The sequence below is a fragment of the Olivibacter sp. XZL3 genome (genome assembly GCF_004368405.1).
Lineage (GTDB): Bacteria > Bacteroidota > Bacteroidia > Sphingobacteriales > Sphingobacteriaceae > Olivibacter.
This window is the reverse complement of sequence record NZ_SBJH01000067.1, coordinates 276,544-303,016: the sequence shown is the minus strand read 5'-3', so window position 1 is coordinate 303,016 and position 26,473 is coordinate 276,544. Positions and strand designations below refer to the sequence as shown.

At 41.1% G+C, this 26,473-nt stretch carries 20 protein-coding genes; 12 read left to right on the top strand and 8 right to left on the bottom strand.

What is annotated here, in order from left to right:
* Positions 1-61 precede the first annotated feature (61 nt).
* The 5 genes from EPX21_RS15950 to cls all read left to right on the top strand — a co-directional run bounded on the left by EPX21_RS15950 (position 62) and on the right by cls (position 9,418).
* Positions 62-2,083 carry a M3 family metallopeptidase gene (locus EPX21_RS15950; protein WP_134090686.1) on the top strand — a complete coding sequence of 674 codons (2,022 nt, stop codon included), beginning with the start codon at positions 62-64 and terminating at the stop codon, positions 2,081-2,083.
* Between the two features lie 66 nt (positions 2,084-2,149).
* A complete protein-coding gene (locus tag EPX21_RS15945) occupies positions 2,150-4,024 on the top strand; it encodes a M1 family metallopeptidase (protein WP_134090685.1) in 1,875 nt (624 codons plus the stop codon).
* 275 nt (positions 4,025-4,299) lie between these two features.
* Positions 4,300-7,077 (top strand): outer membrane beta-barrel family protein, encoded by a 2,778-nt coding sequence (locus EPX21_RS15940; protein WP_134090684.1) that lies wholly within the window; start codon positions 4,300-4,302, stop codon positions 7,075-7,077.
* Positions 7,078-7,124: 47 nt separating this feature from the next.
* Positions 7,125-7,907 (top strand): GLPGLI family protein, encoded by a 783-nt coding sequence (locus tag EPX21_RS15935; RefSeq protein ID WP_134090683.1) that lies wholly within the window; start codon positions 7,125-7,127, stop codon positions 7,905-7,907.
* Between the two features lie 50 nt (positions 7,908-7,957).
* Positions 7,958-9,418: a cardiolipin synthase gene (cls, locus tag EPX21_RS15930; RefSeq protein ID WP_134090682.1), complete on the top strand. Its 1,461-nt coding sequence runs from the start codon at positions 7,958-7,960 to the stop codon at positions 9,416-9,418.
* Positions 9,419-9,850: 432 nt separating this feature from the next.
* Here the strand turns inward: cls and EPX21_RS15925 are convergent, their stop codons facing one another.
* From EPX21_RS15925 to sppA, 6 genes are all read right to left on the bottom strand, one after another.
* Positions 9,851-10,720: an aldose 1-epimerase family protein gene (locus EPX21_RS15925; protein ID WP_134090681.1), complete on the bottom strand. Its 870-nt coding sequence runs from the start codon at positions 10,718-10,720 to the stop codon at positions 9,851-9,853.
* A 49-nt stretch (positions 10,721-10,769) separates the two neighbouring features.
* Positions 10,770-11,261 (bottom strand): histidine phosphatase family protein, encoded by a 492-nt coding sequence (locus EPX21_RS15920; protein WP_134090680.1) that lies wholly within the window; start codon positions 11,259-11,261, stop codon positions 10,770-10,772.
* Positions 11,254-12,282, bottom strand: coding sequence for a glycosyltransferase family 9 protein (locus EPX21_RS15915; protein WP_134090679.1), 1,029 nt, complete (start codon positions 12,280-12,282; stop codon positions 11,254-11,256). The genes EPX21_RS15920 and EPX21_RS15915 overlap by 8 nt, the downstream gene beginning before the upstream one ends.
* Before the next feature lie 39 nt (positions 12,283-12,321).
* Positions 12,322-12,930, bottom strand: a complete 609-nt coding sequence (locus EPX21_RS15910) for a DUF4254 domain-containing protein (RefSeq protein ID WP_134090678.1) — start codon at positions 12,928-12,930, stop codon at positions 12,322-12,324.
* A 12-nt stretch (positions 12,931-12,942) separates the two neighbouring features.
* On the bottom strand, positions 12,943-14,625 hold the full coding sequence (locus EPX21_RS15905; RefSeq protein ID WP_134090677.1) for a DNA polymerase/3'-5' exonuclease PolX: 1,683 nt from the start codon (positions 14,623-14,625) through the stop codon (positions 12,943-12,945).
* A 144-nt stretch (positions 14,626-14,769) separates the two neighbouring features.
* Entirely contained in the window at positions 14,770-16,536 is a 1,767-nt protein-coding gene (sppA, locus tag EPX21_RS15900; RefSeq protein WP_134090676.1) for a signal peptide peptidase SppA, read from the bottom strand.
* Positions 16,537-16,710: 174 nt separating this feature from the next.
* On the opposite strand from sppA, the gene folK reads away from it, so the two are divergent.
* Positions 16,711-17,196, top strand: coding sequence for a 2-amino-4-hydroxy-6-hydroxymethyldihydropteridine diphosphokinase (gene folK / locus EPX21_RS15895; RefSeq protein ID WP_134090675.1), 486 nt, complete (start codon positions 16,711-16,713; stop codon positions 17,194-17,196).
* A gap of 58 nt (positions 17,197-17,254) precedes the next feature.
* Here folK and pssA read toward each other — a convergent pair whose 3' ends face one another.
* Together pssA and rho are read right to left on the bottom strand one after the other, a co-directional pair.
* On the bottom strand, positions 17,255-17,965 hold the full coding sequence (pssA, locus tag EPX21_RS15890; protein ID WP_134090674.1) for a CDP-diacylglycerol--serine O-phosphatidyltransferase: 711 nt from the start codon (positions 17,963-17,965) through the stop codon (positions 17,255-17,257).
* A gap of 126 nt (positions 17,966-18,091) precedes the next feature.
* Complete coding sequence (gene rho / locus EPX21_RS15885; RefSeq protein WP_134090673.1) at positions 18,092-19,645, bottom strand: transcription termination factor Rho; 1,554 nt, start codon at positions 19,643-19,645, stop codon at positions 18,092-18,094.
* A gap of 363 nt (positions 19,646-20,008) precedes the next feature.
* Here rho and pyrF point away from each other — a divergent pair, with 363 nt between their 5' ends.
* From pyrF to EPX21_RS15855, 6 genes are all read left to right on the top strand, one after another.
* On the top strand, positions 20,009-20,845 hold the full coding sequence (pyrF, locus tag EPX21_RS15880) for an orotidine-5'-phosphate decarboxylase (RefSeq protein WP_134090672.1): 837 nt from the start codon (positions 20,009-20,011) through the stop codon (positions 20,843-20,845).
* A 180-nt stretch (positions 20,846-21,025) separates the two neighbouring features.
* Entirely contained in the window at positions 21,026-22,477 is a 1,452-nt protein-coding gene (sufB, locus tag EPX21_RS15875; RefSeq protein ID WP_134090671.1) for a Fe-S cluster assembly protein SufB, read from the top strand.
* A gap of 64 nt (positions 22,478-22,541) precedes the next feature.
* A complete protein-coding gene (sufC, locus tag EPX21_RS15870) occupies positions 22,542-23,312 on the top strand; it encodes a Fe-S cluster assembly ATPase SufC (RefSeq protein ID WP_134090670.1) in 771 nt (256 codons plus the stop codon).
* A gap of 44 nt (positions 23,313-23,356) precedes the next feature.
* Positions 23,357-24,664 (top strand): Fe-S cluster assembly protein SufD, encoded by a 1,308-nt coding sequence (sufD, locus tag EPX21_RS15865; RefSeq protein ID WP_134090669.1) that lies wholly within the window; start codon positions 23,357-23,359, stop codon positions 24,662-24,664.
* 33 nt (positions 24,665-24,697) lie between these two features.
* The gene (locus EPX21_RS15860) at positions 24,698-25,921 is read left to right on the top strand and encodes an aminotransferase class V-fold PLP-dependent enzyme (protein ID WP_134090668.1); all 1,224 of its coding nucleotides are present in this window, start codon (positions 24,698-24,700) and stop codon (positions 25,919-25,921) included.
* A 19-nt stretch (positions 25,922-25,940) separates the two neighbouring features.
* Positions 25,941-26,360, top strand: coding sequence for a SufE family protein (locus EPX21_RS15855; protein ID WP_134090667.1), 420 nt, complete (start codon positions 25,941-25,943; stop codon positions 26,358-26,360).
* Positions 26,361-26,473: the final 113 nt, after the last annotated feature.

The following is a 26,473-nucleotide window of genomic DNA, read 5'->3' as shown; positions in this document are numbered from 1 at the left end:
TTTTAATGGCGTTCGAGAATAAGAAGCATTTTCTCTAAGTTTGGGATTTATTTCCAATATTATGCATAATCCACTTTTAAGCGCCTTTAATACACCCTTTAATAGTTTTCCTTTTGAGAACGTCAAACAAGAAGATTTTAAACCTGCGATTTTAGAAGGCCTCGCCTTAGCAAGGAAAGACATTGCAGAGATCGTGGACGATCCTGCCAGCCCAACTTTTGATAACACCGTAGTTGCGCTTGAGCAGGCAGGAAAACAGCTCCATATTATAACCGAAGCTTTCTTTAATCTCAATTCGGCCGAAACGAATGACTATCTTCAAAACCTTGCGGAAGAGATTTCTCCCCTGCTTGCCGCGTATGGAAACGATATAACACTAAATGAGCGCCTTTTCGAACGCGTAAAGGCGGTATTTGAAAGCACGTCTAAAAACCTATCTGAGGAAGAATACAGATTGTTGGACAGGACGTATAAGAGCTTCACGAGAAATGGAGCCTTACTTAGCGATGCCGAGAAAGACAGATTGCGGTTCATCGATAAAGAGCTCTCGACATTGAAGGTGAAGTTTTCCCAAAACGTTTTGCATGAGACGAATGCTTATACCTTACATATTACTAACGAGCAAGATTTGGAAGGACTTCCGGATTCGGTAAAAAGCGCTGCAAAAGAAGAAGCAAAGAAAAGAAACTTGAAGGGCTGGATTTTCAGCTTGCAGTTTCCAAGTATGATGCCTTTTATGAAGTACGCAAAAAATCGGAACTTGAGAAAAGAATTATATGTAGCTTCGTCACAAAAAGCTTTCCATAAAAACGAATACGATAACGAAGATTATATCAAAAAGATCGTTTCCTACAGGCAGGAGCGGGCGGAATTGTTGGGTTATGAAAGCCATGCGCATTTTGTTTTACAAGAACGAATGGCTTCTAATCCAGAACAAGTCGATACTTTTTTACGTGACTTATTGGCGAAAGCCAAGCCCTTCGCCCAAAAAGAGGTTGAACAGTTAAGACAGTTGGCGGTTATGGACGGCATTAGCGAATTAATGCCCTATGATCATGCGTATTATGTAGAGAAGTTAAGAGAAGCGAAGTACAATTTTTCGGAAGAAGCTTTAAAACCCTATTTTGCTCTGGAAGAGGTGGTTAAAGCGGCCTTCGATGTAGCAAACCGCCTGTATGGCTTAAGCTTCCGCAAGCGACATGATATTCAAAAGTACCACCAGGAAGTAGACGTTTTTGAGGTCTTGGAGAACGGGGAGCATAAAGCTTTGCTGTATGTAGATTGGTTTCCGCGAGAAGGTAAGCGTGCTGGTGCATGGATGACAAGCTATCGAGGGCAGTCGAAAGTGAATGGCCAACATATAAGGCCTCATATTTCCATTGTATGTAATTTTTCCCGACCTTATGAGGAGGTTCCTTCGTTGTTGACTTTTAATGAGGTGACTACCTTATTTCATGAATTTGGGCATGCTTTACATGGCATCATGGCCGATACCGTATACGAAAGTCTTTCTGGAACCAACGTCTATTGGGATTTTGTGGAGCTGCCCTCGCAGTTTATGGAAAACTACTGTTATGATAAGGGGTTTTTATCCAGCTTTGCCAAGCACTATAAAACAGGGGAGCCGCTTCCTTCTGAAGAAATCGATAAAATTGTTGCTTCTGCTAACTTTATGGAGGGTTATCAAACCTTGCGGCAGTTGAGTTTTGGCCTGTTGGACCTGGCATACCATACGAATCAATTAAGGCCGGATGATTCAATAGAAGAATTTGAACGGAATATCGTGAGGGAAATGCAGCTTTATCCAATAATAGAGGGCACTGCCATGAGTCCGTCCTTTTCTCACATATTTCCCGGCGGTTACGCTGCCGGTTATTATTCCTATAAATGGGCAGAAGTGCTTGATGCGGATGCTTTTGCCTATTTTAAAGAGACCGGGATTTTTAATCGCGATACGGCCGCGAAGTTTAAAACCCTACTCAGTAGAGGAGGGACCGTTGAACCAATGAAGCTTTATGTTGATTTTAGAGGAAGGAAGCCTTCGGTAGATGCGCTGCTCAAAAGGGCTGGATTAAGTGTTTAATGGCGCTAATAAATCGACGTAGCGTTTGTAGTGGGGAGCTGGCAACAAGTATTATCACGCAGCAAAATGAACATCAGTAAGATCTTTCTTTTAGTATATCTTTTAATTGGGACAGCACATGGCTTCGCCCAAGGTTCCCTGCCTTTAGATTCAGCGTTTTTAAAGGCGGTGGAGAAAGGTACGCGTACTATGAACGGGGTGCCTGGCGCTAAATATTGGCAAAACGCAGCAGATTACAAACTGAAGGTGCAATTTGAGCCGAAGACGCGTTTGTTAAAAGGGACCGCTGAAATATATTATCACAACAATAGTCCTGACACGCTACGTGAAGTCTGGTTTAAGCTGAATGCCAATATTTATAAAGAAGGTGTAGCCAGGAAATCAAAAATCGACAAAAAAGATTTAGGAGATGGCGTAAGGCTGAAAAAAATAGCCGTTGCGGAAAAGGCGCTGGAAACCAACAAATTTGTCGTTAATGGCACCAATATGAAAATAGTAGATGCCGAGGTATTGCCTAACAGTGAAACGCTTTTTAAGATAGATTATGAATATACGCTGAACGAAGGATCACATCTGCGTACCGGAAAAGTTGATGATGGAGCTTATTTTGTGGCTTACTTTTTTCCACGAATTGCGGTGTATGATGATATAGACGGTTGGAATGAATATCCCTATACGGGTGCAGAGGAGTTCTATAATGACTTTTGTGATTTTGAAGTAGAGATTGAAGTACCAAGAGGCTATGCCGTGTGGGCAACTGGCGATCTAAAGAACGGGAAAAAGGTGTATCAAAAGCATGTAAACGATTCGCTGAAAGCAGCCTGCATATCGGACAGCGTTATTGACATTATTGGCGAAGAAGACATAAAATCCAATGCAATTACCAAGGGAAAAGCTGCTAATGTATTTAAGTTTGAAGCGAAGCAGGTGGTTGACTTCGCTTTTGCGCTGAGTAATCATTACGTTTGGAAATCTGTCAGCTTAGTGGTGGATTCTGCTACAGCACGTAGAACGCGTGTCGATGCAGTTTATGATCCATCGCATAAGGACTATAGCGAGGTGATAGATTTCGCACGGAAAACCGTGGAAGGCATGAGTTTCCATTTTCCGGCATGGCCTTTTCCTTATAGTCATATGACGGTTTTTGACGGACTGGATCAAATGGAGTACCCCATGATGGCTAATGACAATCCGACGAAGAACAGAGAGGATGCCATTACATTGACCAGTCATGAAATATTTCATACGATGTTTCCCTTTTTTATGGGAACAAATGAAACGAAGTATGCTTGGATGGATGAAGGTTGGGCGACTATTGGAGAATGGAAGCTTTCAAAATATATCGACAGTACTTATGTGGACGACTATGGTATACAGCCCACGGCCAAAAACTCGGGTAGTCCAGACGATGCACCGATTAACACCTTAACCACCGAATTGGAAGGAGCGGCAACCTTCACAAATTCTTATCCTAAACCGGCTTTGGGATACCTGTATATAGAGGAATATCTGGGGCAAGAGTTGTTTCAAAAGGCACTACACTATTATATTAAAACTTGGCAGGGAAAGCACCCGCAACCGCTGGATTTCTTTTATGCGATGAATGCAGGTAGCGGCCAAAACTTAGATTGGTTTTGGAAACGTTGGTTTTATGAAGATGGTGTGCTGGATTTGGCTATTCACGACGTAGTGAAGTCGCGTGCTGACGAATATGCGATAATAATTAAAAACAAAAGCATGAAGCCATTGCCGATTCATTTAACGGTGTATTATTCGGATGGATCGAAAGAGAAGCTTGATCAGTCAATAGAAGTATGGAGAGAAGGCGATAAAACGGTTACCCTACCGTTAATTACGAAAAAGAAGATTAAATTGCTCGAGCTCGGAGATACTTATGTGCCGGATAAAAATAAACAAGATAATGTGTTTAAAGTTAACTAGATGTTAAGTTTTTAAGCTCAAAAGAGTAGATGTTGACATGTATTGCCTAACTGCGCTTTTGTTTGGTGCTGTGTTACAGGTATTTGCTTTCGGTGATGCTCTATTAGACTTTTGAAAGCTTTATGCCTGTTTAATAAGGGGCTGTAGGTGATAGGATTTTTAAAATCAATCCACCTAATCATACTTTAACAGCGTGTTAATTAATGTTAAATATTTGCTTTTTATAGATTACTGATCGGATTTTTTATATTTTAGAGTCTGATTGCCTAAAATATATGAAAAAACTGACCTTTATTTTGTTGTTGCTTATTTTATGCTTCTCTTCTCGAGCCCAGAACTATTTTTTGATTAAAGGATCCGTTATAGATACGGCCTCTAACATCAAACTAAGCAATACTACTGTTAGCGTTTTAAACGCCCAAGATTCTATGCTTTATAAATTTACGAGGGCTGATCAGAACGGCAACTTTAAACTGGATCAGTTGGCACGCGGCAGCTATATTCTGCTCGTTACCTATCCTAAATATGCAGATTATTTAGAGCGCTTTACGTTGGACTCCGTGAGCGAAATTAATTTTGGATCCATTGATATGATTTTAAAATCGCAACTTTTGGCTGAGGTGGTCATCACCGGTAGACAGCCGGTAACGATTAAAGGCGATACCACTGAATACGATGCAGCAAGCTTTAAAATGCAACCTAATGCCAAAGTTGAAGACCTTTTAAAACAGCTTCCCGGTATACAGGTAGATAAAGATGGTAATATCACGGCACAGGGCCAAACGGTTAACAAGGTGTTAGTCGACGGAGAGGAATTCTTTGGCGACGATCCAACCTTGGTAACAAAGAACATTCGAAGCGACATGGTTGACAAAGTGCAGTTGTACGATAAGCAAAGCGACCAGGCGGCATTTACAGGCGTTGATGACGGGCAAAAAACTAAAACGATCAATATTCAGTTAAAGGAGGATAGTAAGAAGGGATACTTTGGTAAGTTAGATGCAGGCGTCGGAAACGACGACTTTTATCAAGTGCAGGGAATGATTAACAAGTTTAAAGGCAAAGAAAAGATGTCGGCTTATGGTACTATCGGAAATACCGGCAAGGTAGGGCTCGGGTGGCGAGATGCCGATAGATATGGTACCTCTAACAATATGGAGTTTACCGATGATGGAGGAATGATCATTTATGGTGACGGGCAAGACGATCTGGAATCCTTTAGCGGGCAATACAGTGGAGAAGGAATTCCTCTAGCGCGTACCGGCGGCTTGCATTATGACAATAAATGGGACGGTGATAAGCAGTCCATTAATACAAATTATAAAATAGGAACGCTGAACGTAGACGGGACTAGGAATAACATAACAAGACGAACGCTTCCGACCGGAGTTATTAACGATCGATCTGATGAGACCTTCGACAACCACATGTTCAGACATAAACTCGATGCCAGATACGATATTAAATTAGATTCGACAACCAATTTGCGAATTTCAGTAGATGGTACCCTAAGAAACAGCGACACAAAAAATAGCTATACCGCTGAAAGTAGAAATGAAGCCGGTGGATTATTGAATCAAAGTGAAAGAAGATTGACAAATACAGCGGATGACCGGATTTTTAACGCAAGTGCACTGCTTACAAAGAAATTCAGAAAGGCCGGACGGACTTTTTCCTTAAACCTGAATCAGTCGTCTAATACAAATAAAACAGATGGATTTCTGAATGCCGACAATAACTTTTACGGCAGCGCTGGAGAAATAGATAGTGTGTCGATCATCAATCAGTATAAAACGAACGATATTGTAAATAATTCCTTTCGTTCTAACGTGACCTATTCAGAACCTCTTTTTAAAAATTTTGCCGTGGTGATTAACTATGGGCTTAGCATTAGTAACGGTCATTCCAACAGACGATCCTTCAACCAGTCCGCAACAGAGGCTTATGACCTCTTGGATAGTTTATATAGTAATGATTATAAACTAGATCAAACATCGAATCAGGTAGGGGCTGTTTTTAACTACAAGACAGAGAAGACGAATCTTAATTTCGGTGCAAAGGTAAGCGACGTGAAGTTTAAACAGCTTGATGAGTATACGGCGGATGTATTTACCAGAAACTTTACGAATTTTAATCCACAGTTGAACTACCAATATAAATTCTCTCAGCAACAGTCGTTACGTATCGGTTACAATGGCAACAATACACAACCGACCATCAACCAGATACAGCCCGTTAGGGTAAATACGGATCCTCTCAATATCGTATTAGGTAACCCCGATTTAAAACCTTCGTTTACCAACCGCTTCAACTTGAGCTATAACTCCTATAAAGTACTTAGCAACCAATATGTCAATTTTTACAGCAGCTACTCTTTTACTACAAACCCGATTGTAAATAATACCGTGACTGATTCTGTTGGTAAAAGCACTTATCAATCGGCTAATCTGAGCGATCGAAACACCGTCAATTTCTATGGTGGAATGTACGCCGGCAAAAAGCTCAAAAAATTAGATATGCAGGTCGGACTCGATTTAAATACAAATGGTAATACCTATTACAACCTAACGAATAATGACCTTAATGAAACGAAAGCGTATACTTATTCTGGTAATATGTCTTTGTCAAAATATAAAGAGAAAAAATACGATTTTTATGTAAGTTTTGGGCCTAGTTACAACACCTCTGAGTCTTCTTTACAACCTGAATTCAATAACAACGGATGGGGAATGAATGGAAACGCCAGCTTTAATATTTATTTACCCGGAAAGGTTCAGATTGGCTCGGATGGCAACTATATGTATACACAGGCAACACAGTCATTTGATGAGAATTTCGAACGCTTTATTCTTAATGCTTACGTAACCAAGAAATTTTTCAAAGAAGAAAACCTTCGTTTCACGTTGTCAGGCAACGACCTGCTGAACCAAAATGTCGGTTTCAGGCGGAGTGCATTCAATAATACCATTAGTCAAAATAGCTACACGACCATTCGTCGGTATTTTATGTTGTCGGTTATTTGGGAGTTTAACAAAATGGGGACTAAGCCCTGAGTAAGCAGATGAACAGATTTTTATTGTCGTTAAACATCGTAGAGGAAATGAAAAAAAGAATAAACTTCTTAATATCGATTGTTTTGGTAATGATCAGTCAGATATCGTATGGCCAGCATGTTGGATTTGTCAATAGTGGCACGATAGAGTACGAAAAGAGAATCAACATGTACGCTAAATTAGCCAAACGCATTACGACGGAAAACTCAAGTTGGATGCAGCAGGTTTATGATCAATACAAAAAGACCCAGCCACAGTTTAATACCGTTAAAACTACTTTATCGTTCTCAAAGGATGCTTCGTTGTATAAGCCGGTAGGAACGAATACGCCGCCGACCAATAATTTTTTCAGTAATGATCCCACTATAGATTTAAAGAGAACGGTTTATACTGATTTCAGGACGGGAATATCTATCAGCGAAAAAAGGATATTTGAAGAGGTCTTTCTTGTTGAAGATAGTGTGCGAAAGATCAAATGGAAAATAACCAGCGAAACACGCGAAATAGCGGGATATGACTGCAGAAGAGCAAACGCTTTAGTGATGGATTCTGTTTACGTTGTTGCCTTTTATACCGACCAAATACCGGTTTCCGGTGGCCCGGAATCCTTTACAGGCCTTCCAGGCATGATATTGGGTTTAGCGCTACCGCATGATAATACCACCTGGTTTGCTACGAAGGTAAATGCGGTGGCTGTGCAACCGTCGCCCATTACTGCGGCTAAAAAGGCCAAGAAAGTTAATAATGAAGGTTTGCTGAGCACACTGAAAGAAAGTATGGAAGACTGGGGAGAATATGCGCAAGAGGTGTTTAAAGCATTGATGCTTTAAAGCTGGATATTTTTTGCTATGTTTATATTAAAACATTAGCGATATTGTCTATGCCTTCAATCGATTGGTTTATTGTTGGGGAGATTATTTATGTTCTCATTGTTATTTGTGTTTGCCTTCGAATTATATATGAAACCCGATCAAGTACAAAAACGCTCGCCTATTTATTATTAACCATTTTTATTCCGGTTGCCGGCATCATCCTATATTTTTCTATAGGGATAAACTACCGGAATAAAAGTATGTACAGCAAAAAGCTGGTTCGCGATCAAAAATTGCAGGAACGACTTAAGATTCAAATTTTCAAGTCGTCTTTCGATGCCCTGCATAGCGTGGGCGACTACGGACTAGTTTATAAGGGGCTTGCTCATATGATATTAAAAGACATGATGAGCCCGCTCACTACAAACAACGCCGTGAAAATTTTAATTAATGGAGAACAAACATTTAAGGAGATTTTGCTTGCCATAAATGAAGCCCAAAATCATATACACCTTGAATACTATACCTTCGAGAACGATTATATTGGAAACACTATCAAAGATGCGTTGATTCGTAAGGCGAAAGAAGGGGTCGAAGTGCGTTTTATTTACGACCATTTCGGGAGCCGCTCAATTAGAGGAAAATTTTCCAAAGAACTTGAAGAAGCTGGTGTCAAGATTTATCCTTTTCATAAGATAACTTTTCTGTTGCTAGCTAACAGATTGAATTACAGAAATCACCGGAAAATAATCGTTATTGATGGACATACTTCCTTTGTTGGTGGAATTAATGTCGCTGACCGCTATACGAATGATGAAAGTAGGGGAGAGAAAGTCTATTGGCGAGACACGCATGTTTGTATAAAAGGCCCCGGCTCTTTCTATCTTCAATATATCTTTCTGTGCGATTGGAACTTCTGTAGTCCCGACAAACTCCAACCAGAACAACGGTTTTTCAGCGAGCTGCCGGTTTCAGATGGTGGAAGCTTGGTTCAGATTGTTTCAAGTGGTCCAGATTCCAGTTCACCTTCTATTTTATATACGCTACTCAAGGCCATAGGCACGGCGAAAGAGGAAATACTAATTACAACGCCCTACTTTATCCCGGGTGAAAGTTTAATGGATGCTTTAATCATTGCCTCTTTAAGCGGGATTAGCGTTAAGTTGTTGGTGCCGTACATATCCGACTCAAAGTTCGTCAATGCTGCGGCGCATTCCTACTATGACGATCTGCTTAATGCCGGCGTACGGATCTTCCGCTATAAGAAAGGTTTCATTCACGCTAAAACCGTTGTTTGCGACAGTAAGCTAGCAATTATTGGGACTGCAAATATGGATCAACGAAGCTTCGACTTAAACTTTGAAGTGATGTCGCTGATGCTGGATCCAAAGGTTGCCGAAGAGCTGCGTGACGTTTTCAATTCAGACTTGAAACATGCTGAAGAGATCGATGCGTATCAATGGGAACATCGTGCGAAATGGCGCAAGTTTATGGAAAAATCTGCTAGGATGATTTCGCCTTTGCTGTAAATCTTATTGTTGGCTTAACAAAAAATTAATAAAAGTTCGCTAACTTGGTAGAAGTGGAGGATTAAATTTTAATAGTATGAGAGTTAAACATAATTTCACCTTATACCATTATTTTTTGTGGACTGCCATTTTCGTCTTCAAAAAGCTACGGTATGTGTTAACCCATTGGTTTGCATGTAACAAATATTAAGGGATGTTATCGGTCGCCTTAGCATAGTCCTAATTAGAAACATCTTTTGCCTGGTCTTCATGTTCAAGATACAGGAAAAGCATTGTTGTCGATTTTTTACTTATCTTCATTTGTAATAAATCCACCAGTAGCCTGCCGCAAATAACGGTTTCAGAAATATTTTCGTTTTCGACTGATTATCACAAGTGGTCTTTATGCGTTTATAGTGAGGCTTGAATCTCTTAACATTTGTAATGGAAAAACTATTGGATGCTAATGCTGTAACTCGCTTCAAAAACGTGACCGGGAGCCAGCGGCACAATTCCTTCTTTCGTTTCAATTGAAGAGCTTCCGGTTTCGTCATCCGCATAGCCTAACCAAGGTTCAACACAAACGAAAGGCGCACCTGGCTTAGCCCAAATGCCTAAAGATTTAAAATCTGGATAACTGATTATTAGCGCATGCGGATGGTTATTGCTTCGAATGCTTACTCGTCTGCTGGCTAAGCTTTTAAAAACAAGCGCATCCTCGTTAAAAAGCGTTTCATTTAACCTGAGTTTCCGGCCTTCAAGGAGCATGGTCGATTGTTTTTTATTAAAATATCCTTCACTGGAAAGGTGATGACGCTGGAGCGGTTCGTCTTTCTCGAATTCCAGGTAATAATCATCATACCGTTCATCAGGAAAAAAAGGCACATTAAATGCTGGATGTCCTCCAACCGAAAAGTAAATCTGCTGCTCGTCTAGATTGAGGGTTTTATAAGTGCAGTTGAGTGATTCGTTTTCTAAATGATAAATTACTTGAAATTCAAAGCGGTAAGGATAAGCGCGAAGGGTTTCATTATTATATCGTAAGGAAAAAATGGCATGTGTGGTGGACGATTCAATAACCTGAAAATTTGAATGTCTGGCAAAACCGTGTCGAGCTAACTCATATTGGGCGCCGTTGATAAATAGTCGATTGTGCTTTAATCCACCCACTATAGGAAAAAGATTAGGTGCGTGCCATGGCCAGATGCTTGGATCTCCTTGCCAAATATATTCATGGGCAATATGCTGATTATAAATCGAAGAAAGTTCAGCGCCTTTTTTTTTGATATGAACCTCGATCAGGTCGTTACTTAGTTTTATCATAATGAACAGGAAGAATAATTTGCAAATAAAGTTAACAAAGCTTTTCTTGCTAAACAAGTTTGGGGTAATTGAACCAGACCAAACTACCCGTTCCGACACTGATTTCTTCCCAGTTATCTGTTTCGAAAGACAAAAAGGCGATAGCGCAGGTAGGGAAATCGATTGTCACGTTTTCGCAAAGATATTCGGCGAGTAAGCTAATACCCGGATTGTGTCCGAAGAGCGCTACACAATCTACTTCGGGGCGAAAGGAATTGATAACTTGCAATAAGCTAGGTACATTGGCCTCGTAGATGGCACTTTCCTCTTGAATTTCGTCTGACGGATATCTCAGTTCTTCGGCGAAGATTTTTGCCGTGGAGATCGCTCGGTTGGCTGGACTGCTTATCAACCAATCGGGACGTAAATTTTGTAAGGCTAGTCTTTCAGCCATTATTGGAGCGTCTCGAAGACCGCGCTTGTTTAGCGGCCTCTCAAAATCGGGCAGATCGTAGCTCCAGTCTGACTTTGCATGACGGATGAGATAGAGATATTTAGCCATAGTGTAAGATGTTTTCAATTTTTTCAACGATTTGCAGCGGACTAACACGCTCTATGCACGGAATGCCGTCGCATAAACATGGTTTATTGCCATATATAGAACTCGGTCTTGCCGGGTGGTCAAATTGAAGACAGTCGTCTTCCTTTTGTCCGAACCCCAAAAAACCAGCATAGGGATGTGTCGGCCCCCAAATTGACACAACCCTCGTGCCAACTATAGAGGCCATGTGCATACCGGATGAATCCATCGTGAGCATGATATCTAGGTTGGCTATCAAATCCAATTCCTGTGTTAAGTCCACCGCACCGATTGCATTGATGACTTGGCTATATTTTTTCTCCCATTGCAGGGCAAGCTCCCTTTCTTTTTCTCCGCCGCCGAATATGAAAATCTGATAATTTACACTTAAGGTAGCAATTACTTCCTCCATTTTACCAAGAGGATAGACTTTATATATATGTTGCGCAAAGGGTGCGATACCTATCCGTCCAGCTGAGGGCGAGCTGAATTGTGGTAAAAACATAGGGGGGATGGGTCTTGCCTTTTTTCTTAACTCGTTTCTTAGCTGAAAAGGGAAACCCAAGGAACGAAATACCTCTGCGTAACGGAGAGTTGTTGGTTTAAGCGGGATTAAGTGTTTATCCTTTGCACGTGTTAAGGCTTTTTTCTCCGCTCGTCCTTTATCTATTCGCTTAATAGGAATCGTTGTTAAGCTAAAGAAAGCAGAGAGGATCCGACTTCGGAGGTTGTCGTGAAGATCCGCTATGCCGTCAATCCGGTATTTTCTTAACTCTCTGTAAAGCTTATACAGTCCCCGTACGCCTTTGTGTTTGTCTGTTGGATAAATCGGGTGAAAAGTCACCTGAGGAATCTGATCGAAAAATGCTTTGAATAATGGCCTACTAACAAAAATGATATTGGTTTCGGGATACGCTTCGCATAATTGCTCGATGACCGGTGAAATCATAGCAACATCGCCCATGGCTGAAAAACGGAAGACCAAGATGTTTTTATTGTCCATTTGCTTTCTCGGCGTATAACTTCAATTAGCCCAAAAGTGTTATTTCTTTTCGCCGGTATATAAAACCGGGTTTAAGGCTGGGTCGTTATACATTTTCATTTGCTTATAAACCTTCATGTACTTCTTTCCTGAATGTATGTCTTCCAATAAGCGGTCAATGCTGGCGGACAAATCCCTTCGCTGTTCCAATAATACATTCAACTTTTGATTACACTGCTCGCGATGCGCAGGAGAAGCATCTTGACGTGTTGCTTCTATTTGCATATGATAAATTTTTAACGCAAGGATGGAAAGTCTGTCAATAGCCCAAGCGGGGCTTTCTGTATTTATTGTGGCTTCCGGTAATGGCACTGCATTTTTAAACTCGTTAAGGTAATAACTGTCTATATATTCTACCGTATCTGTGCGTTCTTGATTAGACTGGTCGATTCGTCTTTTCCACTTCAGTCCTTCAACTGGGTCGATATCCGGATTACGCACCTCATCTTCCATATGCCACTGAACGGTATCTATCCAACATTTAAGGTACAACAAATGTTCTAAAGTACTTGCCGGATAGGGGTTATCGATGGGATGATCTATATAATCATGCACGTGATAATCGTGAATAGCTTGGTCGAAGATTTTATTTGCTTGCTGTGCGATCATTTTCAAAGGTAATTATTTTATGTTTGACTTTTTCGATTCAAAGTAGCGATCCAACTTTTCTAATTCGAAACAGTTAAGGCAATGCGATGCCTCAACTCCGCCTTTTCTTGCTACTAGCGTGCCATAATACATGTCATGGAATCCCTCGACCCGGTGTGCATCGGGATTAATGGATAGGTATACGCCTTTTTCAAGGGCATAGCGATGCCAGCGCCAATCTAAGTCGAGCCTTAACGGATTCGAATTAATTTCAATGGCAACCTGATTGGCTGCACATGCGTCAATTACTTTTTTATAGTCGATGGAATAGCTTTGCCGACTTAATAAAAGGCGGCCTGTGGGGTGGCCCAGTATGGTTGTAAAGGGGTTTTCAACAGCTTTGATCAAACGTTGAGTGGCCCTTTCTTTATCCATTTTGAGGTTGGCATGAATGGAGGCAACCACAAAATCGAAGCCTTTTAATATTTCATCTGGATAGTCTAACGAACCATCTCCCAAAATGTCCGATTCTATACCTTTGAAAATTCGAAAAGGATGTAAGGCTTGATTTAAAGCTTCTATTTCCTTCCACTGTTGTAACACCCGATCTTCTTTCAATCCGTTTGCGTAAACCGCTGTACGCGAGTGATCGCATATACCTAAGTATTGTAAATGAAGCTCGTTCTTACAATACAAAGCCATCTCTTTTAAAGAATGGACTCCATCGCTATACGTACTGTGATTGTGTAATGTGCCTTTTATATCTTCATAAGTAAGGAGGTCGGGCAGACGATGCTCCGCCGCCCTTTGGAGCTCATCCATTCCCTCGCGCAATTCCGGTTCAATAAAATCCAACCCGAGGGAGCGGTAAATTGCTTCTTCACTTTCTCCGTTGGGGATTGTACCGCCATGTTTTGTTTGAATTTGTTCAATATGTTCTGTACTGCCAGTCGTAATCAGCAGGTTTTTAAAGAAGTCTTCTGCCCCGCTTAAAATAAAACGGATTGGCAAGCCCGTTTCGTGGACAGCCTGAACGTTTCCTTCTTCGTAATCGAACTTGATAAGTGCGCTATTTTTGTCAATATAGGTCGATAATTCGTCGATAGTAGCCGTTGTGATGATTTCAACAACAGACAATAATTCTAATTTTCGCCTAAAATCACCGGTAAAGTATAAGAGACATTCATTTGATAGAACTTTTTTTAGCTCGTTAAAAATAGAATTTGCTAATTTTTCGGCTTGCGCATACAAAAATAAGCCTTGACTGGCCATGTTAAATTCAATGGCGGCCTTGATTTCTTCTTGGGTTTTCAATCCGAAGCCCTTGGCTTCAATTAATCGATTTTCGTTGCAAGCATAGTAAAGTTCGCCTAAGGTTTCAATTTCCAAAACCTTCCAAATGATAAGGATTTTCTTTGGTCCTAGTCCCTTAATGGTCAGCATTTCCAGAATACCCGCTGGTGTATTGGCAAGGAGCGCCTCTAGCTCTTGAATACAACCTGTACGAAGAAGTTCCCAAACCTTAGATGCTATGCCCTTACCGATTCCTTGCTCTCCACTTAATTCTTGTTCTGTCCTGTCAGCTATTTTGAAAGGAAGTTTATCGAGCTTAAAAGCCGCATTGGCAATGGCTTTAACCTTAAAGGCGTTTTCGCCATGTAATTCCATCAATTGCGACAGCAATCTGAATTTTCGGGATATCGTTTTATTTTCCATATAGGACTGTAATTCTGAATCTAATTTGAGCGAAGCTTTTAGCATATTTGAAGGCAAACTTACGTATATGGACGATATATAACAAAAAATGCATTTAAGCAAAAAAAGCGCCGGAAGGCGCTTTTTTACGTTGTTTTTATACGCTTAATATACATTGATCATATAAGGCAACCGGGCTTGTATTCCGCTTTGTTGCAGAACTTGCTTCGCTTCCTGGTAGAAAATATAGCCTTCACCCATTTCTTTCTTCATCATCCACGTTTTTAGCTTATCGCTGGACGAACCCAACAGTGCTTCTATCGGGTCTTTCATTGCAGGGTAGCTTACCAACTTATAGTCTTTTAATTTGGCTTTACGTGCTGCAGCCGCAATAGCGTCGTTGATATTGCCCAAGCGGTCAACCAAGCCTATTTTTACAGCTTGGGCTCCTGTCCAAACACGGCCTTGGCCGATACTGTCTACTTGGTTTTGACTGATTTTTCTGCCATTTGACACCTTCTTTGTAAAAGTGTCGTAAGTCTTATTCACCTGTTGCTGTATTAGGTCACGTTCGTCGGCTGTAAGTGGTCTGTTGACGCTCATGAGATCTGCATACTTTGCCGTTTTAACTTCATCAAAAGTAACCCCCAGTTTGCTGTTGAAAAAGTGTTGAAGATTCGGAATGATGCCGAAAACCCCTATGGAGCCCGTGATGGTGTTGGGCTGTGCGAATATAGAATCGGCGGCACAGGCGATGTAATAGCCACCCGAAGCGGCCACATCGCCCATGGAAACGATGATCGGTTTGACTTTTTTCGTGAGCTCTACTTCTTTCCAAATAACATCCGACGCTAAAGAGCTGCCACCGGGTGAGTTAATGCGAAGCACAACGGCTTTAATTTTATCATCTTCACGAGCCGTTCTAATTGATCTCGAAATTCTTTCCGAACCGATTTGTTCATCGGAAGCTTCTCCGGAAACGATATCACCCACCGCATAGATAATGGCCAGCCGGTTTTGTGATGACTTTTCTTCCTCCTTCGGAGCACTATAGTCTTCAATACTTACCGACTTGATTTTCCTCTTTTTATCAATACCTAGCTTGGTTTTTAGTTCATCTATGACTTCGTTCTTATATTTTAAGCCGTCAACAAGTTTTGCACTCATCGCTTTTTCTGCATCCCTCCCTACATATTCATCGGCAATCTTCCTTAACGAATCGACCGTGATACTCCTTGATTTCGACACATTGTTTAAGTAATGGTCATATAGTGAGTTGAGGTAAGAGCTAACCTGTTCCCTGTTCGCTGGACTCATTTCATCAAGGATGAAAGGCTCCACGGCACTTTTATAGGTGCCTACTTTTACGACTTGCGCTTCAATACCCAGTTTTTCAAGCGTTCCCTTAAAGAAGGGGAGTTGTGCTGATAGTCCTCGGAAATCTACAGAGCCTTCGGGATTTAAATAGATTTTATCGGCTGTTGAAGCGATGTAATATCCCTTCATAGAATAGCCTTCGCTATAAGCTAAAATGAACTTTTTTGATTGTTTAAACTCAAGTAACGCATCCCTGATTTCCTGCAACGTAGCGAAGTTTGCGCCGATGCCATCTATATCCAGGACGATACCTTTTATCCGATCGTCCTTTTTAGCCGCATTGATTCTAAGTAATATTTCATCTAAACCAATTTGCTTTTCTGAACTTATGGATGGGAAATTCGCTGTGTTGAAAGGGCTTTTATCGGTACGTTCTTTAATAGTGTAGTTTAATCCGATACGCAAAACTGAGTTGTCACTTATTTCGATAGCTTTATCTGAACTCGCTGCACTTACCGCAGCTGCAATAACAGCAATTGCAATAAAGAACAGGATTATTGCTGAGAAAAATACCCCAAGCATCGAGGCGAATACAAATTTAAAAAATTGCTTCATGTATGTTCTGTAAGTCTGAATTTAAATGTTTACACAGCTATAAGACAAATGAAGCGTGCTATTGTTACATGAAAAACAAAATAGTCAGCGCTAGCAATCGTATAGCCTTGTTGAGATAAGAACGCTTTTGGGGCCAAAGGTTGTATATCAAGCGTCTTTTATTTAAGTTTGTTTATGCATACGGTTTATCTGATATTAGGATCGAACTTAGGAGACAGCGGGCAACAATTAGCGGATGCTGTTCGACTAATCCAGGATAGAGTGGGAGATATTGTGGACAAATCTGCACTTTATGAAACGGCCGCCTGGGGCGTGAATAATCAGCCTAATTACTTGAATCAGGTGCTCAAGGTGCATACAGCTTTAGTTCCGGAACAAACACTAAACGAAACGCTACAAATAGAAAAGGAACTTGGAAGAAAACGGAATGTGAAATGGGAAGCTAGAATGATTGATATCGATATCTTGTTTTACGATGCAGTCATCCTTGATACGCCGAGGTTGAAAATTCCTCATCCGCTGCTTCATTTGCGAAGATTTGTGCTGGCCCCACTTATTGAGATAGCACCGGATCTGATACACCCCCTTTATCAAATGGGAATAGCCGATTTATTTGAAAAATTGGACGACAATTTACTGGTGAAACGAATGGAAAAATAGCTTGTTTTTAAACGCTGTAGTAAACTTTTCAGGTCGGCTCCTTTGCAATCTAAATCTATTATAATAACTCACGAATAAATTTATTGTACTGCACTAAAGACAAGATGATGTACAGGATAATAATAAGCGGAATAGCCATTAATTGCAGCAATAGAAGAAGAATTGCACTTATAAAGAGAAATAGATACCGATAGAGATTAGGCCGGAAGTATAAACTTTTAAATTTCAACGACATCAAGGGTATTTCGGCCACTAACAAAAAGCTTAAAGCCAAAGTCAGCGCTAACAAAATGACCGGATGCTGTACATAGGCACTGATTATCGGGTCTTTGCTTAAAGCGATATGCGGAAGTGAAAGTACAAATAGGGCGCAGGCCGGGGTAGGTAAGCCAATGAAAATAGCGGTTTGTCTACTGTCGAGATTAAATTTCGCTAAACGTAAAGCAGAAAACACGGTTAGTAAAAAGGCCGAGTATTTAATCCATGCTCCCCCGTATTCCATTGCCGGATTGATCTGTAGCATCATAAATATGATAACCGAAGGTAGGAATCCAAAGCTGACCATATCGGCAAGCGAATCTAGCTCTTTACCCATGGGGGAATTGACTTTCAATAAACGGGCCGCCATGCCATCAAAGAAATCGAAGATTGCTGCAATAATGATAGCATATCCTGCGCTGATCAACTGTCCTTCAAAAGCCAGGACAACGCCGACGCATCCACTAAATAAATTGAGGCTAGTAATTGTATTGGGTATATGTTGTTTCATGCACGATTTCCTGATTCCTTTTTACATGTTTATAGCTCATCTTCGCAAGGCAATTATAAAAAAGCTTTCCCACTTAAGAAAAAGTAAGAAAGCTCGTTTAGCGATTAAGCAGATGTGGCGCGTTCTTTAGCCGTTCATGCTAATAAGGAACTCCTCGTTTGACCTCGTTCCGCGCATTTGACCTAGTAAAAACTCCATGGCTTCCGTAGAGTTCATATCTGCCAAGTGATTTCTAAGTACCCAAATACGCTGAAGCGTTTCTTTGTCGTTTAGCAAATCATCTCTCCGTGTACTCGATGCGGTAATGTCGATCGCCGGGAATATACGTTTATTAGCGAGCTTGCGATCAAGCTGTAATTCCATGTTACCGGTTCCCTTAAATTCTTCAAAAATCACTTCATCCATTTTAGATCCGGTATCTGTCAAAGCGGTGGCTAGAATAGTAAGTGAGCCGCCGTGTTCTATATTCCGGGCAGCACCAAAGAATCGTTTTGGCTTGTGTAAAGCATTCGCGTCTACACCGCCCGACAAAATCTTCCCAGAAGCTGGCGCAACCGTATTATAAGCGCGGGCCAGCCTCGTGATAGAGTCCAATAGAATCACGACGTCATGGCCACATTCTACCATACGTTTCGCTTTCTCTAATACGATATTGGCAATTTTTACATGCCGTTCAGCGGGCTCGTCGAAAGTCGAAGACACCACTTCTGCGCGCACGCTCCGTGCCATATCAGTTACTTCTTCTGGACGCTCATCAATCAATAAAATGATTAAATAGACCTCGGGATGATTTTTGGCAATAGCATTTGCTACCTCTTTCAATAAAACAGTTTTTCCTGTTTTGGGTTGCGCTACAATTAATCCGCGTTGTCCTTTACCAATTGGGGTAAATAAGTCCATAATGCGGGTGGAATTATTTCCGGCATCTGTATAGAGTTTCAAACGTTCGGTCGGAAATAAAGGTGTTAAGTAATCAAACGGCACACGGTCGCGCACTTCCGCCGGAACCTGACCGTTGATCGCTTCCACACGTACTAAAGGAAAATATTTTTCTCCTTCTTTTGGAGGACGGATGCTTCCACGAACAGTATCGCCCGTCTTGAGCCCAAAGAGTTTAATCTGCGATTGGGAAACGTAAATATCGTCGGGTGATGTTAAGTAGTTGTAATCAGACGACCGTAAAAAGCCGTAGCCATCCGGCATAATTTCCAAAACGCCTTCATTGACAATGACGTTGTCGAAATCAAGATTCGATGCTGGAGCAGAGGTTGATACAGGTTCAGCTTTGCTTGGAGAGGACGTATTATTAGCGGGGTTTGAACCACTTGTCCTACGCTCGGTACGCGGCGAACGATTCTCAGAAGAAACTTTGTCTTTATTGGCTTCATCTTGTATGGCAGCATCCATCACCGGCTCCTTTTCGACTTTCTTTCTTATCTCTATAGGTTCCGTTTGCTTTACAGAGGTTCTCACTCGTTTGCGATGTTTGGCTTCACCAGATTCTTCTTCCATTTCAGGAGCAGCTGCCACCTCTTCCTCCGTATGCTTATCATTGTCGGTAGCGATAATTCGGTTGATCAACTCTTGTTTTCTCAACTTTTCAGCATCTGCAATACCGATTAATTTTGCAATTTCACGTAGCTCAGACACGAGCTTAGCGTTCAATTCATTAATATTCATCAAATGTCGTTATGTGTAATAAGGATTTTTATGCTTGTGTTTAACAGAAACTTACCTATGAATAAACCTGATTGATAGTTTAAATTTTACGCTGAGGGAATACATGATTCTCCTTTAACGGATAGGTAAATTTTGAGATTCCGCTGCAATTGTATGCATAAGAATTGAAAAATCAAAAAAAAAACGAAAAAAAATAAAAATAGAGCCGTTTTCAGTGCTAAAAAGTCTATTTCTGCTGCCTCTTTAATGAGATACAGCTAAGCGAGATTGTAACAGTGCTAATACGAATACGTTTTGTATATGCCAGCAAATATAACTAAATTCGCGGTGTTTTTTACGTGATCCTATTAATTTTTCCCTTATATGACTCGCACGCAGTTAATAGAGCAAATAAAATTGAAGCGCTCTTTTTTATGTATTGGCTTAGATACGGATATTGAGAAAATACCAGCTTGTTTAATGGACGTTGAAGATCCGGTTTTTGAGTTCAATAAGCGTATTGTCGAGGCAACCGCTGATTTATGCGTCGCTTATAAACCCAATATAGCTTTTTATGAGAGTAGGGGTGTTCAAGGTTGGCGGAGCTTGCAGCGGACCTATGAAATCCTTCCGCAAAACTGCCTAAGCATAGCAGATGCAAAAAGGGGTGATATTGGAAACACGGCCGATATGTATGCGAAAGCTTTTTTCTCTAAGGAAGCGTCCGGTATGGAGTTCGATGCTATTACTATTGCGCCTTACATGGGAGAGGATTCAATTAGTCCTTTTCTCAAATATCAAGACAAATGGTCTATTGTCTTAGCATTGACCTCAAACAAAGGAAGTTTAGATTTTCAGCTCTTAGCTGATTCAGGTGACAAGAAGTTGTTCGAACATATCATTGAAAAGGTGAATAATTGGGGCGACGAAAACCACGTAATGTATGTGGTTGGCGCTACCAGAGGGCAGTATTTCAAGGAGATTCGTCAACTGGCTCCCCGTCATTTCTTGTTGGTGCCCGGGGTAGGTGCCCAAGGAGGTAGTTTACAGGAAGTATGCGAATTTGGAATGAATGAAGAATGCGGACTGTTGGTAAATGCAACCAGATCGGTTATTTACGCAAGCAATGGCGAAGATTTTGCTGAGAAGGCTAGGGAAGAAGCGCAACGACTGCAATTGGAGATGGAGCACGAATTGCTAAAGGCGGGCGTAATAGCGTAGAAGCGCTTGGTTTCGGTGAAAAAATGACGGTAGTCATTAATTTACATTAAAATTATTTATTCCTTGTAAAAGGACTAACAAACGCTCGATTAATTGCTCTCCAAATTGTAACTTTGCAAATTAATTAATGTACAATCGCTTCAATAGTGTGTGATTTAACGGAGCGGAATCGATAGTGAAATGAGTACGAAAGACGATAATATATTGCAAGAACTCGCAGTTGAGGAGTACAAATACGGTTTTACCACCGATATCGAGATGGATATTGCCAACAAAGGTTTGTCGGAAGAAACTGTGCGCTTCATCTCTGCGAAGAAAGGTGAGCCGGAATGGCTTCTAGATTGGAGGCTGAAGGCTTTAAAGCACTTTGAAAAGATGAGCATGCCGAAATGGCAGAATTTTGAACATCCCAAAGTCGATTTTCAGGATATTTCTTACTATGCGGCACCCAAAGAAAAACCGAAGGTGAGCAGCATGGAAGAGGTTGATCCTGAATTATTGGATACTTTTGCTAAACTAGGTATCCCGCTGGACGAGCAGAAGATATTGGCTGGAGTCGTTGCCGTGGATGCTGTTTTTGACAGTGTGTCTGTAAAGACAACGTTTAGAGAAAAGCTAAAAGAATACGGCGTAATATTCTGCTCCTTTGGAGAAGCGGTAAAAGAATATCCCGATTTGGTAAAGCAATATCTTGGAACGGTTGTGCCGCAAACCGATAATATATATGCAGCTTTAAATGCGGCTGTATTCTCAGATGGATCCTTCGTTTATATACCGAAGGGCGTGAACTGCCCGATGGAGCTTTCTACCTATTTCAGGATTAATGCACAAAACACAGGGCAGTTCGAGAGAACACTTATTGTGGCAGATGAGGGAAGTTATGTGAGTTATCTGGAAGGATGTACAGCGCCTATGCGGGATGAGAACCAACTCCATGCCGCTGTGGTGGAGCTGATCGCACTTGAAAATGCAGAAATTAAATATAGCACGGTACAAAACTGGTATCCAGGGGATAAAGAAGGTAAAGGAGGGATCTATAATTTCGTAACCAAAAGAGGAATCTGTAGGGGTGCCAATAGTAAGATATCCTGGACACAGGTCGAAACGGGCTCGTCTATTACCTGGAAATATCCAAGTGTGATTTTAAAAGGCGACAACTCAGTGGGCGAGTTTTATTCCGTTGCGCTGACCAGAAATCATCAGATTGCTGACACAGGAAGCAAGATGTATCACATCGGTAAAAACACGCGCAGTAAAATCGTCTCTAAAGGTATTTCCGCAGGCGTTAGCCAAAATAGTTATAGGGGATTGGTCCAAATAGGCAAAGGTGCTGAAAAGGCCAGAAATTTTACCCAATGTGACTCTTTGTTAATTGGTGACAAATGCGGTGCACATACATTTCCCTATATTGAAGCAAAGAACAAAACCGCGAAGTTAGAACACGAGGCGACTACTTCTAAAATTGGCGAAGATCAAATATTTTATCTTACACAGCGCGGTATAGATCCCGAGAAGGCGGTTGGTCTCATTGTTAACGGTTACGCTAAGGAAGTTCTTAATCAGTTACCAATGGAGTTTGCCGTAGAGGCCCAGAAGCTTCTAGCTATTTCGCTGGAAGGCAGTGTTGGATAAAATTGTAACGGATTTTAAATAAATAAAAAAAACAGCAAATCGTGAGATTTGAATCGACAAAGATATGTTAAGTATTAAAAACCTACAGGCTTCTGTAGACGATAAAGAGATTTTAAAAGGATTAAATTTAGAAGTTAAGGCAGGCGAGGTACACGCTATCATGGGGCCAAATGGCTCGGGTAAGAGTACGTTGGCTTCGGTTCTGGCAGGTAAAGAAGCCTATGAAGTAACCGGAGGTGAAGTTACATTGGATGGTAAGGATCTGCTCGATTTATCTCCGGAAGATCGGGCTCGTGAAGGTCTCTTCCTCGCATTTCAATACCCGGTGGAAATTCCGGGAGTGTCTAACATTAATTTTTTGAAAACTGCGGTTAACGAAATTAGAGCCTATAAGGGTTTAGGTCCAATGGAGGCCAAGGAGTTTCTGAAGCTTGTCAAAGAAAAACAAAAATTGGTCGAGTTTGATGCAAAACTGGCTAATAGATCTTTAAATGAAGGCTTCTCGGGTGGCGAGAAAAAGCGTAATGAAATTTTCCAACTTGCGATGTTGGAACCCAAATTGGCTATTCTGGATGAAACCGATTCGGGTTTAGATATCGATGCACTTCGAATCGTAGCAAACGGTGTTAATCACTTGCGTTCAAAAAATAACGCTTTTATTGTTATTACGCACTATCAACGGCTTTTGGATTACATAGTGCCTGATTTTGTACATGTGCTTTACAAAGGAAAAATCGTAAAATCGGGAACGAAAGAGCTAGCACTTGAGCTGGAAGAGAAGGGTTACGATTGGTTAAAAGAAAGTGTGGATGCGGAAGAAAATGCTGCCATTTAAAACTGATAGTATTTATTTTCTACATCTTTTATGATAATTAACAAATGATTACACAAGTTTCGAGTTCATTATATCATCAATTAGTTGCTTTTTTTGAAGAGGAGTTGCCCTTAAAAGGGTACCAAGAGCCTTTAGGCTCTATACGGAAAGAAGCTTTCGCCCGTTTTAAGGATTCGGGGTTCCCTTCTTTGAAAATGGAAGATTGGAAGTATACCAATTTACAGCCCTTAATCAATCAGCATTACCGGTTGAACGATTCCATTCCGGGAAGAAATGTAAACATCGATAAAGCGGTTATAGGAGGATTAGACACTTACCGGCTGGTTTTAGTAAATGGGCATTATCGTAAAGATCTTTCAGATACGATTACCGACTCCGGCGTGGTTGTTTGTGCCATTGAAGACGGCGTAACTGAGCATGAGTTTTTATCCCACTTTGCCAAATATGCAGATAGAACGGACAATCCTCTTGTTGCTTTGAATACGGCTCTTCATGAAGGAGGCCTTTACATACACATCGGAAAAAATGTAACGTTAAAGAAAAGCGTTCAGATTATTCATGTCGCATCGGCCGACGAAGCTGTTTTCAACCAAGCGAGGAACCTGTTTGTATTGGATGAAAACGCAGAGGCGGAGATTATCGAATCTTTTATTTCAAACGATCATTCCGTTAGCCTTAATAATACGGTGTCTGAGCTTGTATTGAAGGAAGGTGCACGTTTACAACATTACTATCTTCAAGTCGCTGACGAAAAATCACGATATTTGAATCATACAGAAGTAAAACAGGCAAGACATAGTTTGTATAATAATTACAATTGCTCGTTTCCTGGATCGTCTTTTATCCGGAATAACATCAATGTACGCCTGGACGACACCGCCGTAGAAAGTCATTTATACGGGGTAACACTCACCGCACAAGATCAGTTGGTCGATAATCATACGATAGTGGACCATCGCATGCCTCATTGCGAAAGTTATGAGTGGTATAAAAATATTGCACAAGACACATCAACCGCTGTGTTTAACGGAAAGATATTCGTTCAACCTGACGCACAAAAGACTAACGCTTTTCAGCAAAACAATAATATGCTGATAGGAGATAAGGCCAACATTTTCACGAAGCCTCAATTAGAAATTTTTGCGGATGACGTCAAGTGCAGTCATGGCTGTACCATGGGGCAGTTTGATGAGGATGCCTTATTCTACCTTAAAGCTAGGGGAGTTGGTGAGGCGAGTGCCAGGGTTCTTTTAGTGCACGCATTCGCTTTCGATGTAACCGAAAAGTTTAGCAATACGCATGTAAGAGCGTATGTTGACAGCTTAATTGAAAGAGGGCTGGTTATCGACTAGCAAATTTTAGTCTCATTTTTAAGATTTCTTGTTTTGACACATTACGATATCGACAGTATAAGAGCTGATTTTCCAATATTAAAAACCAAGGTGAACGGACATCCCTTGGTTTATCTGGATAATGGAGCAACTACGCAGAAGCCGCAGTCGGTGATTAACGCTATTACAGATTATTATACACAGATAAACAGTAATGTGCATCGCGGAGTTCACCACCTGAGCCAACTAGCGACCGACGCTTATGAAGTGACGCGTAAAAAAATTTCGGAGTTCATTAATGCTGCACATGATTACGAAGTTATTTTAACGAGCGGAACCACACATAGCATCAATTTAGTAGCTAATAGTTATGGAAAACAGTTTGTAAGAGAAGGGGATGAAATCGTCATTTCGGCGATGGAACATCATAGCAATATTGTGCCATGGCAAATGATATGCGAAGACCGAGGAGCAAAACTTCGTGTAATACCGATAAATGACGAAGGGGAACTCGATATGGAGGCTTACGCGGCTATGCTCAACGAAAGGGTAAAGCTTGTTTCCATAACCTATGTATCGAATACACTCGGAACTTTGAATCCAATTAAGGAGGTAATAAAGCAGGCGCATGACCAGGACATTCCGGTGCTGATAGATGGCGCGCAGGCTATACAGCATTTGGATGTAGATGTGCAAGCGCTGGATGTAGATTTCTTTGCTTTTTCCGGACACAAAATGTATGGCCCCACAGGGGTAGGCGTGTTGTACGGAAAGGAAAAGTGGTTGGATAGGATGCCTCCTTATCAAGGTGGCGGAGATATGATTAAAGAAGTTCGCTTCGAAAAAACAATCTATAATGAGCTTCCGTTTAAATTTGAGGCAGGGACTCCGAACATTGAGGCTGGAATTTGCTTGGGTACCGCCATCGATTATATAAAAACGACCGGTATCAATCAAATAGCGTTGTATGAAACGGAGCTGCTTAAATATGCAACTAAGGCCTTATCGGAAATTGATCAGATTCGGTTTATCGGCACGGCGAAAGAAAAATCTAGCGTAATATCGTTCCTCGTAAATGGCGCGCACCCGTACGATGTGGGTGTTATTTTAGACAAGCTAGGTGTTGCCGTCCGTACAGGGCATCATTGTACGCAGCCGCTGATGGAAAGATTTGATATACCGGGTACGGTGCGTGCTTCCATCGCTATGTATAATACGAAGGAGGATATTGATTTACTGGTAAATGCAGTAAAAAAAGCTGCTTCTATGCTGCTATAATGGAGAAAAGGTGATGAGTATGACCATTAACGAAATACAAGACGAACTGATCGAGGATTTTTCTTTTTTTGAGGATTGGATGGCGAAATATGAATACATTATTCAACTGGGAAAAGAGTTACCCTTGATTAATGAAGCCTACAAGACCGATGACCTCTTAATTAAAGGGTGCCAGTCGCGCGTATGGCTCCACGCACAGGAGATAGAAGATAAGATCTTTTTTACAGCTGACAGCGACGCCATTATTACCAAGGGACTTGTTAGTTTGATGATTAAAGTCTTATCGGGACAACGAGCGGAAGACATTATGAGTGCCAACCTTTATTTTATTGATGAGATAGGGCTGAAGGAACACTTGTCGCCCACCCGCGCAAACGGATTGGTTGCCATGGTGAAACAAATGAAATTGTATGCTGTGGCACTAAACGCAAAACAGTAAGATCTACCGCTTTTGTATCTTATTGAACACCATGAGGTGCATAATTTTTGAAATAAAATTCGGCCTCGTGTAAAATTTTATTTGGTTATTTGTTAACTTTACACTAAAACTGT